The sequence below is a fragment of the Novosphingobium sp. genome (assembly GCF_027486195.1).
In the GTDB taxonomy this organism is placed as follows: Bacteria; Pseudomonadota; Alphaproteobacteria; order Sphingomonadales; family Sphingomonadaceae; genus Novosphingobium.
Genome location: NZ_JAIXPP010000016.1, coordinates 36,224 through 54,327 on the forward strand (window position 1 = coordinate 36,224; position 18,104 = coordinate 54,327).

An 18,104-nucleotide genomic window follows, 5' to 3' on the forward strand; every position below is an offset into this window, starting at 1 on the left:
TTTCTATAGCAGTCACATCGGTTCTATTTGTATCCGATTCAGTGTCTTCGTTTGGCCTTCTATCAGCCGCTGAAGTGTCACTGTCAGTCCTTAGATGCGCCGCCTGAGGGGCAGGGCGGTCTAGCGAAATGCTACGATCTGAAACCCCTGTTTATTGCTTGTTTCAGGGGGCACACGATGAAACCAACATTGAAAACACTTGCCGCGCAGATTCTGACTGTGTTGCTCGCAGGCGTTTCTACACAGGCGATTGCCGCAGAGGCGGCTCCCGCCACGTCAGATGATGCAGCAGCTGCCGATGCGGGCGAGCAAGGTGGGCTCACTGAAATCATCGTCACGGCGCAAAAGCGGCCGGAGAACTTGCAGCAGACCCCGATTGCCATCTCGGTGCTCGACAGCGCCGCGCTGGTCAATCGTCACGTCCAGTCGCTGGTGGATCTCAGCGATGGCGCAATCCCCAGCTTGCGCGTGGCCCCGTTCTTCTCGCGGCCGGGCGCATTGATCATCAACGTACGCGGCGTGGGCGTGCTGTCCGACAGCAACCAGCCCGCGCGCGATCAGGGTGTCGGGGTCTACATCGACGGGGTCTACCTCGGCCGACCGCAGGCGCTTGGCGCGGCCATGTTCGATGTCGAGAACATCGAAGTGCTGAAGGGGCCGCAAGGCACCCTGTTTGGTCGCAACACGGAAGGCGGCGCGGTCAGCATCACCACCAAGCGGCCCAGCGGCGAATTCAAGCTCAATACCACGGTCGGGGTCGGTAACTATGGCAGCTATAACGGGGTGGTTCACCTCGACCTGCCCAGCTTCAGCAACTTCAGCCTCAAGCTGGATGGCATCGTCACACGTCGCGGCGGTTTTGTGAAGAATCCGCTCGCAGGCCAATCAGATTTCAACAGCTACGATCGCCGCGGCGGCCATGTCGAACTGTTGTGGAAGCCGACCGATACGGTGACCGCCGACCTTTCGTTCGACTCCTCCTATGATGCAACCAGCACGCTGTACCAGCAGCTCGTCAGTGCCCCGTTCTCAGTACCGGCCTCGGGCCCTGACAACCCTGCCATTGCGGCCTATGTCACCGCAGCGGCCACTCCCTTGCAGCCGAAGCGCGCCAGCGTTGCGACTGTGGGGGCGATTCAGCAGCCAAGCGTCGGCAAGACGACCGGGGGCCGGTTCAACCTTGAATGGCAGGTGATGCCCAAGCTGCTGCTCAAGTCGATCACTGCCTATCGCGAAATGACCCAGACCCAATTCGACAACGCTGCCGCTGCATCGTCGTTCGTGACCCGGCCCGCGGCCAATTTCACCGGTGCCTTGTTCCAGCGCTACAGCCTCGCGGCATTCCGCCAGAATCAGCTAAGCGAAGAAATTCAGGCGATTGGCGAGTTTGGTCGGATCAAATTTGCCACTGGCGCGCTCTATTATCAGGAGCGCGTTCAGGATGATGCGCAGGCGCCGTTCGTGGCACGTTTTTCGGACGCGGCGGGCAGCACTTTCACGGTCGATCAGGCCGGCTATCCCACATCGGCGCTTTCGCCATATGTGGTGCAGCGTGCCAGCCATGTCACCACCACCAGCATCGGGGCCTATGGACAGGGCACCTACACGCCGCCGATTGCCGCTGACATGCTGCATCTGACACTTGGCGCACGCTGGACGCGCGACAAGAAAGAGGGACGGTTGTTCACGGTCAATGGCGCGCTTCCGGCTGGAATCAATGGCAATCCGCCGGCAGAGATCCCGCTCGATTATTCGAATTCGCGGGTCGACCCGTTGGTCAATCTCAGCGTCGATGCATCGCGCGATATCCATCTCTACGGGAAGTGGAGCACCAGCTATCGTTCGGGAGGCGCGAACTCTCGCTCTCTAAACTACGCTACGTTCAATCCAGAGACTGTCTCGATGTTCGAGATCGGCGCGAAGACCGAGTTCTGGGATCACCGCGCGCGCTTCAATATCGCGGCGTACACGGGTTCCTACAAGAACATCCAGCTCGACTTCAGCGGCCAATATGAAGATTTCGTCAATGGCGTGCGGGTTGTGACCACGCGCACCACGACCGACACCGTCAATGCCCCCGGCACCGGGCGGCTCAAGGGGATTGAGGCCGAATTGACCGTCATGCCGCTGGACGGCCTGACGCTCTCGGGCAGCTTTGCTTATACCAGCGTGAATATCCCCGACACGGTGAACCCGTTCCAGCAGCGGATCAACGGGCAGATTGTCTCGGTCACGGCCGCCCAGAAGATCTATCAGGTTTACACGCCAGAATACGCGGCCAGCGGGTCGATCGATTACGAGTTCCCCCTGAATGGTTTCACGGTCAGGGCGCATCTCGATGGGAACTATGACTCAGGCTTCTACTCCAACTACACCGACTCGCTGCTCGATACCCGCACCCGGGCGGTGCGCTTTGCGCAGCCGAAGGGTGAGAGCGCGTTTGTCGTGAACGGCCGGATTGCTATCGCGGACATCGACATGGGCAATGATAGCGCACGACTGACAGTTTCGGCCTGGGCGCGCAACTTGTTCAACGAACAGCATCTGTTCTACAAATCAGGCTCTCCGACTGCCGGTATCACCGGCTTCTTCAACGATCCGCGCACGTTTGGTGTGGAAGTGAACATCAAGATGTAAAGCTCGGCTGATCAGCCTGCCGAACAAGAGAATCCCATGCGGCTCATCCGCATGGGATTTTCGTTTCAGGGTAAAGGTTCTTCAGGCCTAAGCCGCACCGGCGAAAGGGTTGGCCGCTGCAGCATCTTGCCTGTCCGGCGCGCCCCACGAACTTTCCTACATCCCCCAAATCTGCAAGGCTCTGCGTGTCCGACCCACAGTGCCGAGCCACCTAACCCATGCTGCAATCCCACCCGCCAACACGGCCGTCATTGATCGTCTTGGTCGATCGAAATTACCCAACTGATCGATTGCAGTTATTCCTCAGGACTGTGTCAACTGTGTCAACCGTAAGGAATTCCGACAGGTCGGCGTGGGGCAGCACATGCTGCGCGCGCCCCGCGCAATTGGGGTTCGATTCTCGCGCGCCGTGGGCTAGGGCGCCTTTGCCATGACCGAACCGAATTCCGATCTCCTGCCCGAGGGCCTCGAAGACCGTCTCCCGCGCGAAGCCGCCGCGACCACGCGCGTCATGCGCAGCTTGCAGGACGTGATGCACGGCCACGGCTATGACCGCGTGCTGCCGCCGATGATCGAGTTCGAGCGCAGCCTGGCCGCGCGGATGGACGGGATCAACCAGCGGCGCATGTTCCGCTTTGTCGATCCGGCCTCCCTGCGCATGATGGGCCTGCGCAGCGACCATACGCCGCAGATCGGCCGCATTGCCGGCACGCGCCTCGCCGCCGCCGCGCGCCCGCTGCGACTGTGCTATGCGGGGCAGGTGCTCACCATCAAGGGCGACGCGCTCGATCCGGCGCGCGAGCGGCTGCAGTGCGGCGCCGAGCTGATCGGGACGGACAATGTCGCAGCGGCCACCGAGGTCGTGTCCATCGCCATCGAGGCATTGCAGGCCGCCGGCGCGCAAGGCGTCAGCGTCGATTTCACGCTGCCCGATCTGGTCGATACCCTTGCTGCCAAGGCCTTCCCGCTGGCGCCCCAGCAGATTGAGGCGGTGCGGCGCGAGCTTGATACCAAGGATGCGGGCGGGCTCGTCGATGCGGGCGGCGAGGCCTATGTCCCGCTGCTATACGCCACCGGCGATTTCGATACGGCGATTGAAAAGCTTTCGGCCATCGACGCAGGCGGCGCGCTCGCCAGCCGCATCGCCGCGCTGCGCGAGATTGCCGCAACGCTGGGCGGCACCGCGCGGCTCACGCTCGATCCTTCGGAGCGGCATGGCTTCGAGTATCAGTCCTGGCTGGGCTTTACGCTCTACGCCGATGGGGTGCGCGGCGCGCTGGGGCGGGGTGGCACCTACCGGATCGCAGGCTCCGGAGAGGGCGAAGTTGCGACGGGCTTCTCGCTCTATCCCGATGCCCTGATCGCGCAAGTGGCCGAAGCCGAACCGGCGCCTGAGAGCGTGTTCTTGCCCCTCGGGCACGACCGCGATGTCGCTGCCCGCCTGCGCAGCATCGGCTGGCGCACGGTCGCCGCACTAAGCGAGGCGGACAGCGCCGCCACGCTCGGCTGCACGCACGAGCTGCGCGGCGGCGAGCCGGTGAAGCTTTAGAGCTTCACGACCTCGCCATCTTCCTTGGTGAAGCTCTCGGGCTTCCGGTCCAGCAGGCCCAGCACCAGTTCCGAAGGCCGGCACAGCTTGGTGCCCTTCGGCGTTACCACGATGGGCCGGTTCACCAGGATCGGGTGCTCCACCATCGCGGCGAGGATGGCCTCGTCGCTGGCAGCGGGATCGGTCAGGCCGAGTTCCTCCGCCGGGGTGCCCTTGGTGCGCATGATCTCGCGCGGTGCCGCGCCCATGTCGGCAAGGATCTGGTCAAGCTGCGGCCGCGTCCAGCCGGCCTTGACGTATTCGACGACCGTGGGCGCGTAACCGGCCGCCTCGATCATCGCCAGCGTATTGCGCGAGGTGCCGCACTTGGGGTTGTGGTAGATGGTGATCGGGAAGCTGTCAGTCATGCGTGGTCCTCTGCCAGAAGCCAGCCGAACACGGCAAGGGCGGCGAGCGCCCCGCCCAGCTGTCCGGCGATGAACATGGGGATCGATGCGGGCGCGATGCCCGCAAACGTATCGGTGAGCCCGCGCGCCAGCGTCACCGCCGGATTGGCGAACGACGTTGAGGCGGTGAACCAGTAGGCCGATGTGATGTAGAGCCCCACCGCCACAGCCGTGAACTCGCGGCGGTGCTTCGAGACGGCGAGGATCGTGCCGAGCAGTCCGAATGTGGCGACCAGTTCCGCAAGGCCCTGCGCCCAACCGCCGCGCGTGTGGGCAGAGATCTGCAGCATCGGCAGTGCAAACATCGCATGCGCCAGCCACACGCCCAGCACCGCGCCGATTATTTGCGCCGCGATATAGCCGAACGCGTCCACCGGACCGAGCTCACGGCGCAGCACGGTCGCCAGGGTCACCGCGGGATTGAAGTGTGCGCCGGAAATCGGGCCGAACATGTGGATCAGGACCACGAGCCCCGCACCGGTCGAGAGCGTGTTGCCCAGGAGCGCGATGGCATCGTTGCCGCCCGCCAGCCGCGCGCCCATCACGCCGGAGCCGACCACCACGGCGAGCAGGAGCAGGGTGCCGAGCCCTTCCGCCACGATCCGCCGCGCCAGGCTCATGCGCAGGCTCCGCAATCGGGTGCGAGTTCAGCGAGCGGCGCGCAGATTTCCGGCCTTCCGCCGCAGCAATCCTCCGCGAGGAAGCTCATCAGCGTGCGCATCGCGGCATAGTCTGCCGAGTAGATCAGCGAGCGGCCCTCGCGCCGGGCATGGACCAATCCGGCATGATCAAGGATCGCGAGGTGAGTCGAGAGCGTATTGGGCCGCACGCCCACTTCGCGCGCGATCACGCCGGCGGGCAGGCCTTCAGGTCCAGCCTTCACCAGCAGGCGGAACACGGCGAGCCGGTGCCCTTGTGCCAGCGCCGATAGCAGATCCACCGCGCGGGGCAGGGCAAGAGATACAGTCAAGATCGGCTCCTGATTCGATAATTCGGCGATAATCGAAATGAATTCGCATGGCCATCCCCCATAAGCTGGTGGCGCCCCCTTTTCCTTGCCCTCAGCGCCACACTCCCCTAGGGCGCCAGCCGACTTTGAACTGCAACAGAATGAAAGCGTGAGCCGTGGCCAACGTGACCGTGATCGGCGCCCAGTGGGGCGATGAGGGCAAGGGCAAGATCGTCGATTGGCTGGCAAGCCGCGCCGATGCCGTGGTGCGCTTCCAGGGCGGTCACAACGCAGGCCATACGCTGGTGGTGGACGGTTCGGTCTACAAGCTTTCGCTGCTGCCGTCCGGCATTGTGCGGGGCACGCTTTCGATCATCGGCAATGGCGTGGTGCTCGATCCGTGGGCGCTCAAGGCGGAGATTGAGAAGCTGACCGGGCAGGGCGTGAGCATCCATGCCGAAAACTTCGCGATTGCCGACAATTGCCCGCTGATCCTGCCGCTGCACCGGGATCTCGATGGCCTGCGCGAAACGGCGGCGGGTTCCGGCAAGATCGGCACCACGGGGCGCGGCATCGGCCCGGCCTATGAGGACAAGGTCGGCCGCCGCGCGATCCGGGTGTGCGATCTGGCGCACCTCGATGCACTCGATTCGCAGCTCGACCGGCTCTGCGCCCATCACGATGCGCTGCGCGCCGGTTTCGGCCAGCCGCCGGTGGACCGCGCCGCGCTGCTGGCAGAGCTGCGCGAGATTGCGCCCTTCGTGCTGCAATATGCCCAGCCGGTGTGGAAGCGTCTGAAAAAGGTGCGCAAGGCCGGCGCACGCATCCTGTTCGAAGGCGCGCAGGGCGTGCTGCTCGATGTCGATCACGGGACCTATCCCTTCGTCACCTCGTCCAACACCGTTTCGGGCACGGCGGCATCGGGTTCGGGCCTTGGCCCCAATTCGACCGGCTTCGTGCTCGGCATCGTCAAGGCCTATACCACCCGCGTTGGTTCGGGCCCGTTCCCGACCGAACTGGAAGACGAAGTTGGCCAGCAACTGGGTGAACGCGGCCACGAATTCGGCACCGTGACGGGGCGCAAGCGCCGCTGCGGCTGGTTCGATGCGGTGCTGGTGCGCCAGTCATGCTCGATCTCGGGCGTCACCGGCATCGCGCTGACCAAGCTCGACGTGCTCGACGGGTTCGACAAGGTGAAAATCTGCACCGGCTACCGCCTGCGCGGGAAGGTGCTGGACTATTTCCCGAGCCATGCCGCAGACCAGGCTGCGGTGGAACCGATCTACGAGGAAATGGACGGCTGGCAGGGCACGACCGCCGGCGCGCGTTCGTGGGCGGACCTGCCGGCGCAGGCGATCAAGTACATCCAGCGCGTGCAGGAGCTGATCGAAACCCCGGTCGCGCTTGTCTCGACCAGCCCGGAACGCGAGGACACGATCCTCGTGCGCGATCCTTTCATCGACTGACGACGGCCACGCCGAATCGGAGTTGACCACTGTCCCAGCCGGTCCTGTGAGGGTGAAAGTGCGTGTCTCGGGCATTTGCAGGACTTTTGCCGCAATGGGGAATGCATCCGCGGCGCGCAGAACAAACTGTTGGATTTGTAGGGATTGCGATGCTCCTGCGAGAGGCAGTCCGATGATCTCTCTCCAGTTTGGAGCATTATGATCTTGACCTGAGCCTGTTTTGTTCCACTCTTGTTCGCATACGGACATTTACGGAGTGCGCTTTCAATGGGACAGGCTGCCAGGCAGTTCGACTACGGCAACGGCGATGCAGGAGCACCGCCCGTGGTGGAGATGCGCGATCGGGTGGAGGGCAGGCTTCAGGGCCGCGTGCAGGATCGCGGCACATCGGCTCTGGCTGTCTCCATCTTCGCGGACCGCAGCTATCTGCGGGCCGAGATGGAGGAAGACGCAGTGGCGGCCGGCCTGCGCATCGCGCTGACGGCTGATCTGGGCAATCTGCTCGGATCGGAAAACGGCCCGGCGCTGGGCGATCTCGTGCTGGTCGATTGCCCGGTGATCGACGGCGCCGAACTCGCCGCGCTCGCCCGGCTCGATCTGCGTGCGGCGAAGAGCGGATCGCAGCTGGTTGTCTCGACCAGCATTGGCTCGCTCGACGATGTGTTCGGCTGCCTTGATCAGAGCGAAGCGCAGATCCTCGTCACCCCCAGCCGTGCAGACCGCGTGATCGCCTTGGGCCGCACGCTGGCCCGCGCCGGAAACCGCGTGCGTGAGCTTTCGGAGGAAGACCGGCTCGCCCTGCTGCGCCTTACCGAACAGGTCGGCCAGATTGCCCAGAAGCTTGAGGCGCTCTCGTCCGGTTCAGGTGCTGCGGCGGCGCAGGCTTCGGCGTTCCGCTTCGATGACTCCGGTGACGAGGCGCGACTTGACGATGGCACGGACCGGCTGGTTCGCGCCGCCCGTCCGCCGCTTCCCGATCCGCGGCTCGTCCGCAAGATCATACGCCAGCGCCAGCTGCGCGCGCGCTTCTTCGAAGGTGATCTGTTCGCCGATCCGGCGTGGGACATGCTGCTCGATCTCACCGCTGCGCGCGCTGAACACGTGCGCGTCTCGGTCACCTCGCTCTGCATCGCCTCGGGCGTGCCGCCGACGACCGCGCTGCGCTGGATTGGCCAGATGACCGACGCGGGTCTGCTCCAGCGCGTTGACGACGAGACCGATCGCCGCCGCGCCTTCATCACGCTGACCGACAAGGCCGCCGATGCGATGGCGCGCTATTTCGCCGAACTCGGCTCGGCATCAGCGATGCTGGTCTGAGCCCGGCCTAGCGGCGATCACCCGACCAGCAGGGAGGGTTGGGCGCGATTGTGCCCGCCCGCCCGCCCAGCACCAGACGCCTCCCGGCGCCCGATTGGCCATGGTGCCGTGTACCCATACGAAGCTGGCAACTTTGCTATCCGGAGCTTGGGCGAATTGGGCCAGTAGCGATGGCGCCTCGCAGGGGCACTTTGCGGAGCTCGTCGATCTCCGCCTCCAGCCGCCGAACCACCAGCTCAGGCGGCTTCGCGCGCTGCACCCAGAATGCGTTCGCCCAGCATCCGGCCGGAGATCCAGGCGCATTCCACGCGCGGGCCAAGCAGCCAGTCCCCGCAGGCGCCGATGCGCTGCTGCTCGTTCCACAGGCAACCAAGCCCGGTGCCGGCTGACAAGGCGTAGCGCCAGCGATGCGCGGAATGAGCGAGCGGCATGTGGGCATGCGCTCCGGTCGCCTCATGCAAGGCAGCGAGCAGCAGGGGCGCGATTTCGTCGGGGCTGCGCTCGAGATGCGCAGTCGACCATTGCGGGGTGGCTTGGACTACCCAGCTCTCCGGTCCGCGCCGACCGGGCTTGGCGCTGTCGCGCGAGGCCCAGGCGAGGATGCCGTGGTTGCGCAGGATGTCCTCGCCGTGGGGCAGGGGGCTGTCGAAGGCGAACATCCCGGTCCAGCACGGCTGCGAACGCGCGAACAATGCGGTGCGGGCCAGATCGAAATCGTGGAGCGTCAGAATCGGTGCGGCCTGCTCGGCAGGAAGCGCAAGGACGGCAGCATCGAATTGTTCGGTCGGCATGCCCTCACCAAGGAGGCGCCAGGACATGCCCTCTCGGGCAAGGCCGCTAACGTGGTGCGAAAAGCGCACTTCGTGCCGCGCCGCCATCTCGCGCACCACGACATTCATGGCGGGAACGCCGATCCACGCGTCAGCGCCCGCATCGGGCCAGCGGACTGCCAGCCCGGCATCGGCCCAGCGAGCGACTTCAGCCGCGAAACCATCATGGCGAACAGTAAAGTACTGTGCGCCGAAGTCGAAGCTCGCCTCGCCGTGGGGGGTCTCGACCCGCCTCGACGACATCCGGCCGCCAGCCTTGCGGCCCTTGTCGAACAAAGTGACCTGCCAGCCGTCCTTTGCCAGAACATCTGCACATGAGAGGCCCGCAATCCCGGCCCCGATGATGGCAACGCTACGCATGGATCTGATCGCCGTTACTTGCGGCCCATCAGCGACAGCACTTCCTTGCGGCTGCTGTCATCCTCGAGGAAGCAGCCGAGCATGCGGCTGGTGACCATGCCAACACCTGGCGTGCGAACGCCGCGACCGGTCATGCAGCCATGCTGCGCCTCGATAACCACGGCAACGCCATGTGGCTGAAGATTGTCCCAGATGCAGTTGGCGACTTCGCTGGTCAGCCGTTCCTGAATCTGCAGGCGGCGAGCGAAGCCGTGCAGCACGCGCGCCAGCTTGGAGATGCCGACGACGCGGTTCCGGGGAAGGTAGGCGATCGATGCCGTGCCAGTGATCGGCGCGAGGTGGTGTTCGCAGTGCGACTGGAACGGAATGTCGCGCAGCAGGACGACTTCGTCATAGCCTGCAACTTCGCTGAAGGTGCGGCGCAGGTGGATGCCGGGGTCTTCCTCATAGCCGGCGCAGTATTCGCGCCATGCACGGCCGACGCGTGCGGGCGTGTCGGTAAGGCCTTCGCGCTCCGGGTCATCGCCCGCCCAGCGCAGCAGCGTGCGGATTGCTTCCTGAACAGGTTCAGGAACAATCAGTTTTCCGTCTTCGTCGCGCGCTTCGAACTCGTGATTTACGTAATTCATGCGTGCGCTCCGTGGACGAGAGGAAGTTGCGCGCCGGAATGGACCACGCACTCGCTGCAGAAAAAGGGCAGAAATCCGCGCGGCACATATTGCAGCACCGTCGCAAATGGGTTTACCCACGCAGCAATCTTGGCTCTAAGGATCGGGACGGGGCCGGTTTTTGGGAACATGGACCTAAGGGCAATTGCGCGCGGCGCTCCGGAGCCGAAGGGAAAGAATATGGCAATTGGCGCAATGATCGAGAACAGCCTGGTGGCCGCGGTGGTGAGCAACCCGCGTTTGCCGGACAATCCCATCGTGGATTGCAACGCGGCTTTCATGGAACTCACCGGCTATGGGCGCGATGAAATCATAGGGCGCAATTGCCGTTTCCTGCGCGGCCCGGGCACCGAACCGGAACTGACCGCACAGCTGCGCGACGGCATCGCGGCACGCGTGCCGGTGATGGTCGAGTTGCTCAACTACAAACGCGATGGGACCCCGTTCCGCAACGCAGTTATGATCGCGCCGATCTTCGATGCTGCGGGGGAGCTTGAATGGTTCCTCGGCAGCCAGGTGGAAATCGCCGGGGCAGCCGATGCCGTGCCGAGCGCCCGCGCGGTGGAAGCGCGCGAGAAGGTCGCCTCGCTTTCGCGCCGGCAACGCGAGATCCTCGAATGCATCGCAGCCGGGCGGCTCAACAAGCAGATCGCCTACGAGCTTGGGCTGAGCGAGCGGACGGTCAAGCTCCACCGGGCGGCGGTGCTGCGCGCGCTGGGTGTTCGCACGAGCGCGGACGCCATCCGCATGGCGATCGAAGCGGGGCTCTGACACCCGACCTGGCGGCAATGAACCCGAGTCGCCCTAAGGGGCCGCGAACCCTGCCCAAGTGGCGTGATTTGCCCTCCGGGACAGGTTGAGGGCGCGGGGGTCGAAGCCCACCTCTGAGCTATCGGGTCGATGGAGCAAAGCTCCTCTTCGCGGTCGCAAATGGGTGCGAGCCTTCTGGTCCCCCCCGCTTCACCGGGAGGTTCGCACCTGTTTCCCTGTCATAGTGAGTTTGCCAGCCGGCGCCTTGCGATAAAGCGCGAGCCGTGTCTGCAGAGCGTTCGTTTGCAGTCCGCCCGTCTAGCTCGTGATCGTAGCTGGTGCAGCCGCTTGGCCGCATTGCTTGAGGGGAGGCAAAAAGGTCCCCCCGGCCATCAGGCCGAGGGGACAGGCTGCGTACCTCGTGAAAGCGATCAGAATGCAGCGGTAATCGAGGCCACGAACTTCGAACCGGCGATCGTCTTGCCGTTCTTGGTCGAGGAGAAGTTGGGCTGCAGGTAGGCTGCCTCGGCATCGCTGATGTCGGTATCGACATAGGCGAGGCCGAGCGTGAGCTTGCCGAGTGCGATATCCGCGCCCAGCAGCCAATCGACGTATTCACCGGTCGGCGCGACGCTGGTGCCGTTGGGACCCAGGCCCGAGTTGCCCTTCGAGTAACCGATGTGGCCCTTGAGGGTAATCGGAGTCGACGGGATGCCAGCAGCGGCGTCGGTCCAGATATAGAGGTTGTCCTTCTTGTCGCCCGGGTTGTCATAGACCCCGGCAACCGCAGAGGCGCCCGAGTTGTACCATCTGCCAAGCGCTTGCTGCTTGGGCGCATAGGCGACGCCGGCGGTCAGGCTGGCTGGCCCCACCGTCCCCGAAAGCTTGACGTAGGGTTCGGCGAAGGCGGTTTTGCTGGCGCCGCCGGGATAGGTGTACCAGGTCAGGCCGACGTCGAGCGCTACGGATTTGGCGACGGGGACCTTGTAGCCGGCGATGAGGTCGAGTTCGAGGTTCGGACCGCCGAAGGTGCCCCAACCGGCGAGGTTCGACGACCAGAAGCCCGCATAGGCGCCGCTCTCATGGCTGACGGTGATCCCGCCCTGCACCGCCACGCCGCCGTTCGATTGCGAGACGCCGCGGAACCGGTAGTCAGAGACGAGTGCAATGTTGCCCGAGATGGTTATGGCCGGGGGAGGCGCGGTATCGTCGGCGTGAGCCGCAGTGGTGACCAGCGCGGAAACAGCGGTCATAAGTGCCATGGTGGCAAGACGGAACTTCATGTGGAACGACCTCCCTGGGGCCGAAGCCCGAGTTGCCCTTCGAGTAGCCGATGTGGCCCTTGAGGGTAACCGGGATCGACGGGATGCCCACCGCCGCATTGGTGTGGATGTAGAAGTTGTCTATCTTTGCGCCCGGGCTGCCATAGACCCCGGCGACTGCGTGGAAGCGTAGGCGACGCCGGTGGTGACGCTGGCCGGGCCGATCTGCCGGGCGGGTGGATAGCGCCGCGCGCTATCCGCCCGCCCGGCGGCGATCAGAACATCACGCCCATCTCGAGGCGCCCGCGCACCTGTTCCCTGTTCAGGCCTGCAGCACCAAAAGCGGCGCCCGGGACGATGTCGTCGGCGCGAACATAGGAGAATTCCGGCCGGATGAAGAACCGGTCCCACGTGTAGGTGGGTGTGACGGTGAAGGAGTAGGCTTTGGAGCCCGGGCCGTATAGGAAGTTCGCGGCCGTGGCGCTGGGGCGGTTGCTGTCGATGTATTCGAAGCGCACCGGCAGGGCCCAGTGATCGTCGACCTTGTACTTGGCGAGCAGGCCGACGGCGAAATTCTGCGCCTTGGTGGTGCCCGCCTGGGGCAGGTCCGGCACCCAAGCATACTGGAAGTAGGGCTGCACCAGCCACTTGCTGCCGGAGTAGCTGTAGATCACGTTGAGGATGGTGCTGTTGTTCTGCACCATCGGCGTGTTGAAGGTGGAGCGGTAGTTTTTGCTGAGCGCGCCGCCCAGCACCACCGAGAGGGTGTGCGGTCCGTCAACATAGCTGACTACGCCCGACAACCAGTTGAACTTGCCGGAGAAAAATCCATCGGTGTAGGCGAGGCTGAAGCTCAGCTTGCCGGCCGTCAGATTGGCCTGCACACCGCGGGTCATCACATTTTCCTGGCCCCACAGGATGCCACGTTCGATGTTGGTGTTCTGGAAGGTGAAGGGCGCTTCCAGCCCGATCAGCGTGGGCAGGATACCGGCCTGCACGTTGAACGTGGACGAGGGCGCGATCTTCACCCAGGCCTGGGGCACCACGCCATAGCTGTTGCTGGTGTAGTCGGTGGACTTCACGAAGGCAGCGCCCAGCGTTTCCTGATTGTAGAGGCCGGCCTGCACGAGGAATTGGAACAGGCCTTCCGGCTTCTGCACGATAACCTGCGCGTTCGACAGATCGGCAAAGCTGTCGGCCACACCCGGCGTGGTGTTGGACTGCGTGCCGAAATAACCGCTGCCAATGGCGGTTACATAGAGTTTGGAGCCCGCAACATCGACGCTGATCGGATCGGGATTATAGCTCAACGGGCCGGAAAGGGCCGGGAGAAGCGCCGGGGGAGGTGCGGCTTCCTCGGCGTGCGCGGACGTAGCGGCGAACGCGGAAACAGCGGACATAAGTGCCATGGTGGCAAGACGGAACTTCATGTGGAACAACCTCCCTGGGACCGAGCCCGAGATTAAGGATACCGTTCCTGCCTGCGATCGCTGGTGCGTGGCATCTCACTGCCTGGTGTCACGTCATGCGCGATAGAGTAATACTTGCCGTAAATATCTTGCTGCTTGATTGCTGGATGGTGTCGTAATGTTGCTAATCGTGCTGCAGTGCAAAAAAACCGGGCTGCGATGTTTTTGCAACAGCGAGGGAGTCAGGTGGGATTCGCCGCTGCCGGCAGGGGCAGGCTAATCACGGCCGCCAGCCCCGTGCCCTCGCCATCGAGCTGGCGCTTGTTGATCAGCGAGAGGGTGCCGCCTTCCAGCTTGACCGCTGCCTGCACGATGGCAAGGCCCAGCCCCATGCCCGGCGTATCCCGCGTGCGGGCGGTGTCGAGCCGGAAAAAGGGCTGGAACACGTCTTCCATGCGATCTTCGGGAATGCCGGGGCCATCATCCTCTATGCGGATGACAACGGCATAGGGCTCGCTCGCCAGTGAGACGCGGACATTGCCAGCATAGTGCAGCGCGTTGTCTATAAGGTTTGCCAGCGCCCGGCGGATCGAGACCGCGCGCGCCATGATCTCGCAGCTCTCGGGGCCATCGTAATGCGCATCGAGGCCCTGATCGGCGGCACTATCGACCAGGGTGGCAGCCATGATCGCGATATCGATGCGCTGCGGCGGGATCTGGGTGCCGCCAGCCTCGACAAAGGCCTGCAGCGATTCGAGCAACTGGCGCATCTCGCCGATATCGTGTTCCAGCTCGGCGCGCGTTTCGTCATCGAGCCCGGCGCCATCAAGCCGCAGTTGGAGCCGCGCCAGCGGTGTGCGCAAGTCGTGCCCGATGGCAAGCATGGACTGGGTGCGCTCGGCCTGCTGGCGCTGAATGCGGCGCTGCATCTGGTTGAAAGCGCGGATCAAGCGGCGCACTTCATCAGGGCCCTGTTCTGGCAGGCCGCCAAGACTCGGCGTTTCGATGTGCCGAAGCGCGCTGACAAGGTGTTGCAACGATCGCATCGTCGCGCGGAACATGAACCATGCCAGCGCGCCGAGCACCAGCGTGGGCAGCAGCATCGGCAGGATCTGCCAGAGTGAAAGCTGAAGCCGCACTTCGCCGGCATAAGTCTCGAAACCAAGCGCACTGCCATCTGCCATGACGAGCGTGCCGGCGACATCGCGGCTGCCGCGCGCGTGCTCAACGAAGAGGTGCTGGCCATTTTCCGCCAGCGCGGGTCCAGCCGCGAGAATGCGAGCCGTCAGGGCCGTATCCTGCGATGTCGCTGCCACCCGCGGAGCGCGGGGATACCATTCGAGCGTGAAGCGCCGCGAGGAAAGTGCGCGGACCGCCTCGGGACGCCGCTCGGGCGCTTCGCGGGAAATCGCGCGGGCGGCCAGGGCCAGATGCTCGCCGATGCGCGCGGCATCGTCGCGCTGCACCGCCGTGGTCGTTGCGGAATCGAACAGGAAGGTATTGGCGAGGAAATCGACCGCGGCGACCAGCAGCAGGATCGCCAGCAACCGTTCGGTCAGGCCAAGGCGGCGAAATCCCAGGCGATACTGGCGTTTCAACCCCGCCGGACTTCCGCCTTGAACATGTAGCCAACCCCGCGCACCGTCACGATCGGCGGTTCGCTGCCACTGGCGGAAAGCTTGCGGCGCAGGCGGCTGACCAGCACGTCGATGCTGCGGTCCGAACTGTCACCCAGCCGTGTGCGCGAAAGTTCGATCAGCCGTTCGCGCCCGAGCACGCGCTGGCGGTGGCTGACGAAGGTGGCGAGCAGATCGAATTCGGCGCCGGTGAGATCGACCATCGCGCCGCTGGGCGAGCGCAGCTCGCGGCGCGACAGCGAGAGGATCCAGCCTTCGAAGTGGACTTCGCTGGTACGTTCGTCACCCTTGGCGACGCCCTCGCCGCCGCCGCGCCGCAGGACCGCGCCGATCCGCGCGATGAGCTCGCGCGCACTATAGGGCTTGGCGATGTAGTCATCCGCCCCGAGTTCGAGCCCGAGCACGCGGTCTTCTTCGCTGCCGCGCGCCGAGGCGAAGATGATCGGCACATCGCTCTGGCGGCGCAGCTTGCGGAACAGTTCGATCCCGCTGGCGCCGGGGAGCATGATATCGAGGACCACGAGTTCGGCAGGCTCGGCTTCGAGCATGACCCACATTTCGGCACCAGTCGCCGCCGTGCGGACGGCATAGCCGTTCTCCCGCAAGGCGCGTGCGGTCAGCATGCGGAGCGAAACGTCGTCTTCAACCAGCAGAATGGAAGGTGCAGTCATGGCCGTGTTCCGAGCCTAGAGGGGGGCAGGGGAGGCGGCAAGCCCCCCGCATGAGCAGTTCAATCCACTGCGGCGAGTTCATCACCGCGCGCGGTGTTGCTGCGGGTTTCGGCGCGGGCCTGTGCGACGTAGGCATGGCAGGCCGCGCCCTTGAGCGGATCGGGATTGCAGGCGATCGGCACAGATGCCGCCGCGCGCGGCGAGGGGGTGTGGCGCTGCGCGGTGCAGGCAATGCTCTTCATCGCATCGGGATTGCAGGGCGCCGGGGCAGCGTGAGCGATTGCGGGGGCAAGCGCGGACGGGGGAGCAGGCGGGGAAGCGAGCAGGGCGGCGGACAGAGCAAGCGAGGCAAGCAGCATGGGCGACTCCGTTGCAAATGGGGCTGCTGCTCCGATGGTGTCATTTGATTGCCTGCCGTCGTCTGATTTGTGACGAATTGTGTCTCCTGCAGAATCATGCGCGCTCGCGCGCCCATGGCCGGCGCGTCGCGGGAGGATTGATCGCAAGCGCGGTCAGGTTCGGAGGCTGCGACCGAGTGTTAATACGTACATTTCGCAGGATTCACGATTGCGCAGGGCGATGGCGCTGCGGAGAAGCGCTGCCTTTGTGCGCGCGCGCCAATCATGGCAGTGCCGAAAATTCCTCATAAAGCATTGTTTAATATAAATAAATAGTAGGGTGAAGCGCCATCTTCAGTTTGGCGGCGGGCCTTTCACGGTATCCTCGATCATCGGTCCATTTGGTGATGGTCGTTAAAGCGCACGGTTAAGGCGCGGCTCCTACACAATGTCTCCATCAGCGGGGGAGGCGTCGCAATGGAAGAAGTGCGCGAAAGCTACGGGGCGATTTATCGGGTGATCCGGGAAGCCAATGGCTTCGGCTATGTCACGCCCGGTCTGCGAGGCCGGATGTATCAGGCCATCGATACGCTGAAGACCTTCAAGGCGCCGGCCGACCACATCGGCATTGCCGAGCGGATTTCGGTGACCTTGCACGCGCTGGAGTGGGCCACGCTGCGGCGCGACGATTCGCGCCGGGCGGTAGACTGGCAGGCGCTCGGCGCGCTGGAGGAGCAGTGGCTGTCCGCCCCTGTTCCGAGATCATGATCAAGCGGTTGCTGCACCGGTTGCTGGTGGAAGACCGGAGCGGCGCCACCGCAATCGAGATGGGTTTCCTCGTCGCGCTGATCTCGGTGGCCATCATCGGTTCGCTGCACACTTTCAGCAACCAACTGAACAACACGCTCAACATCACGACCACGAATATTGCTCTAACACCTTGAAGATAAATGAGGATCGCAATGCAGTTCGCAATGGAAATGCTTCAGCGACGGATCCGGCAGCACGCCGACCGCTATGAGAGGGTGCTGGCCGCGCTGGAGGATGCCTTCGGCAAATACGAAGCGGGCCAGATCTCGATCAATGCCTATCTGGAGGCCGTCTGCGCGATCGAACAAAGCTTCCGCAATGAGCGCGCGCTTTGGCTCAAGCTGTGTGATTGGTCGCTGGCGCTGCGCTGGATCAATCGCAGCGAGCGGCGGGCGTTCGTCGAGACCTGCGATGCGCTTGACTGGTGCCGGAACTGGGCGATCCGCCAACGCGGCGTCGATGTGGCATCGTGCCTGCAGAGCGTGAGTGCGGGCGTAGACCTTGGATTCGGCCAGTCGCTGGGGATCGCCGCATGACCGACCGCTTCGCCGCCGCCTGCTTGTCGGAGGAGCGAGGGCGATGACGCCAATGAAGGACCGGAGTGACCGATTTGGCAATCGCCGCCGCTATGCGCGAGTCGCTGCCGGCCAACGGATGATCCTGATCTCCGTTGCGAGCCGCATGGATGGCGAACTGCGCGACCTTTCGCAAACAGGCGCGCGCGTGAGCCTGCGCACCATCCCACCGCGTCAGGGCCGCGATGTGCTGCTGCGCTGGGGGGCGCAGGAGATTTTCGGTCAGGTGGTGTGGAGCAACGGGCATGAAGCCGGCGTTGCCTTCCACAAACCCATTTCGCCCGAAGAACTGGTCGAAACCGTAGGCGGCGAGGTGCCGGAACAGCAGCCGTCCGGGCGCAGGGTGCTCTAGCGCCGATTGACGAAGTACCCAAAACCTAGCAATAGCGCCTCTTCCGGCATGCCGGGGCGGTTAGCTCAGTTGGTAGAG

19 protein-coding genes are annotated in these 18,104 nt (G+C 64.3%); 9 read left to right on the plus strand and 10 right to left on the minus strand.

Annotated features, from left to right (window positions below):
* Positions 1–27: 27 nt before the first annotated feature.
* Together Q0071_RS03285 and Q0071_RS03290 are read left to right on the plus strand one after the other, a co-directional pair.
* Complete coding sequence (locus tag Q0071_RS03285) at positions 28–2,637, plus strand: TonB-dependent receptor (RefSeq protein ID WP_298165254.1); 2,610 nt, start codon at positions 28–30, stop codon at positions 2,635–2,637.
* Between the two features lie 430 nt (positions 2,638–3,067).
* Positions 3,068–4,186 (plus strand): ATP phosphoribosyltransferase regulatory subunit, encoded by a 1,119-nt coding sequence (locus tag Q0071_RS03290; protein WP_298165257.1) that lies wholly within the window; start codon positions 3,068–3,070, stop codon positions 4,184–4,186.
* Here Q0071_RS03290 and arsC read toward each other — a convergent pair.
* The 3 genes from arsC to Q0071_RS03305 are packed head-to-tail and all read right to left on the minus strand — an operon-like array spanning position 4,183 to position 5,602.
* Positions 4,183–4,593, minus strand: a complete 411-nt coding sequence (gene arsC / locus Q0071_RS03295; protein WP_298165259.1) for an arsenate reductase (glutaredoxin) — start codon at positions 4,591–4,593, stop codon at positions 4,183–4,185. The genes Q0071_RS03290 and arsC overlap by 4 nt on opposite strands.
* The gene (locus tag Q0071_RS03300; protein ID WP_366885980.1) at positions 4,590–5,252 is read right to left on the minus strand and encodes an MIP/aquaporin family protein; all 663 of its coding nucleotides are present in this window, start codon (positions 5,250–5,252) and stop codon (positions 4,590–4,592) included. Before Q0071_RS03300 ends, arsC begins: the two co-directional genes overlap by 4 nt.
* Positions 5,249–5,602, minus strand: coding sequence for a metalloregulator ArsR/SmtB family transcription factor (locus Q0071_RS03305; protein WP_298165261.1), 354 nt, complete (start codon positions 5,600–5,602; stop codon positions 5,249–5,251). Before Q0071_RS03305 ends, Q0071_RS03300 begins: the two co-directional genes overlap by 4 nt.
* A 155-nt stretch (positions 5,603–5,757) precedes the next feature.
* Here Q0071_RS03305 and Q0071_RS03310 point away from each other — a divergent pair, with 155 nt between their 5' ends.
* A complete protein-coding gene (locus Q0071_RS03310) occupies positions 5,758–7,047 on the plus strand; it encodes an adenylosuccinate synthase (RefSeq protein ID WP_298165263.1) in 1,290 nt (429 codons plus the stop codon).
* A 267-nt stretch (positions 7,048–7,314) separates the two neighbouring features.
* Positions 7,315–8,364, plus strand: a complete 1,050-nt coding sequence (locus tag Q0071_RS03315; RefSeq protein ID WP_298165265.1) for a winged helix DNA-binding protein — start codon at positions 7,315–7,317, stop codon at positions 8,362–8,364.
* A 236-nt stretch (positions 8,365–8,600) separates the two neighbouring features.
* Here Q0071_RS03315 and Q0071_RS03320 read toward each other — a convergent pair whose 3' ends face one another.
* Both Q0071_RS03320 and folE read right to left on the minus strand, forming a co-directional pair.
* Positions 8,601–9,554, minus strand: coding sequence for an FAD-dependent oxidoreductase (locus tag Q0071_RS03320; RefSeq protein ID WP_298165267.1), 954 nt, complete (start codon positions 9,552–9,554; stop codon positions 8,601–8,603).
* A 14-nt stretch (positions 9,555–9,568) separates the two neighbouring features.
* Positions 9,569–10,183 (minus strand): GTP cyclohydrolase I FolE, encoded by a 615-nt coding sequence (folE, locus tag Q0071_RS03325; RefSeq protein ID WP_292943672.1) that lies wholly within the window; start codon positions 10,181–10,183, stop codon positions 9,569–9,571.
* A 219-nt stretch (positions 10,184–10,402) separates the two neighbouring features.
* On the opposite strand from folE, the gene Q0071_RS03330 reads away from it, so the two are divergent.
* Positions 10,403–10,993 carry a LuxR C-terminal-related transcriptional regulator gene (locus tag Q0071_RS03330; RefSeq protein WP_147160301.1) on the plus strand — a complete coding sequence of 197 codons (591 nt, stop codon included), beginning with the start codon at positions 10,403–10,405 and terminating at the stop codon, positions 10,991–10,993.
* 410 nt (positions 10,994–11,403) lie between these two features.
* On the opposite strand, the gene Q0071_RS03335 is transcribed toward Q0071_RS03330, so the two are convergent.
* The 5 genes from Q0071_RS03335 to Q0071_RS03355 all read right to left on the minus strand — a co-directional run bounded on the left by Q0071_RS03335 (position 11,404) and on the right by Q0071_RS03355 (position 16,310).
* Positions 11,404–12,255, minus strand: coding sequence for a TorF family putative porin (locus tag Q0071_RS03335; RefSeq protein ID WP_298165270.1), 852 nt, complete (start codon positions 12,253–12,255; stop codon positions 11,404–11,406).
* A 254-nt stretch (positions 12,256–12,509) separates the two neighbouring features.
* Entirely contained in the window at positions 12,510–13,664 is a 1,155-nt protein-coding gene (locus Q0071_RS03340) for an outer membrane beta-barrel protein (RefSeq protein ID WP_298165272.1), read from the minus strand.
* 221 nt (positions 13,665–13,885) lie between these two features.
* Complete coding sequence (locus Q0071_RS03345; RefSeq protein ID WP_298165273.1) at positions 13,886–15,241, minus strand: ATP-binding protein; 1,356 nt, start codon at positions 15,239–15,241, stop codon at positions 13,886–13,888.
* On the minus strand, positions 15,238–15,951 hold the full coding sequence (locus tag Q0071_RS03350; RefSeq protein WP_298165275.1) for a response regulator transcription factor: 714 nt from the start codon (positions 15,949–15,951) through the stop codon (positions 15,238–15,240). The genes Q0071_RS03345 and Q0071_RS03350 overlap by 4 nt, the downstream gene beginning before the upstream one ends.
* Positions 15,952–16,010: 59 nt before the next feature.
* Entirely contained in the window at positions 16,011–16,310 is a 300-nt protein-coding gene (locus tag Q0071_RS03355; protein WP_298165278.1) for a hypothetical protein, read from the minus strand.
* 456 nt (positions 16,311–16,766) lie between these two features.
* On the opposite strand from Q0071_RS03355, the gene Q0071_RS03360 reads away from it, so the two are divergent.
* From Q0071_RS03360 to Q0071_RS03375, 4 genes are read left to right on the plus strand one after another with little or no spacing between them, the layout of a single operon-like run.
* A complete protein-coding gene (locus Q0071_RS03360; RefSeq protein WP_298165280.1) occupies positions 16,767–17,057 on the plus strand; it encodes a hypothetical protein in 291 nt (96 codons plus the stop codon).
* On the plus strand, positions 17,054–17,233 hold the full coding sequence (locus Q0071_RS03365) for a Flp family type IVb pilin (RefSeq protein WP_298165282.1): 180 nt from the start codon (positions 17,054–17,056) through the stop codon (positions 17,231–17,233). Before Q0071_RS03360 ends, Q0071_RS03365 begins: the two co-directional genes overlap by 4 nt.
* A gap of 18 nt (positions 17,234–17,251) precedes the next feature.
* Complete coding sequence (locus Q0071_RS03370; protein ID WP_298165284.1) at positions 17,252–17,635, plus strand: hypothetical protein; 384 nt, start codon at positions 17,252–17,254, stop codon at positions 17,633–17,635.
* Positions 17,636–17,678: 43 nt separating this feature from the next.
* Entirely contained in the window at positions 17,679–18,026 is a 348-nt protein-coding gene (locus Q0071_RS03375; protein WP_298165286.1) for a PilZ domain-containing protein, read from the plus strand.
* Positions 18,027–18,104 lie beyond the last annotated feature (78 nt).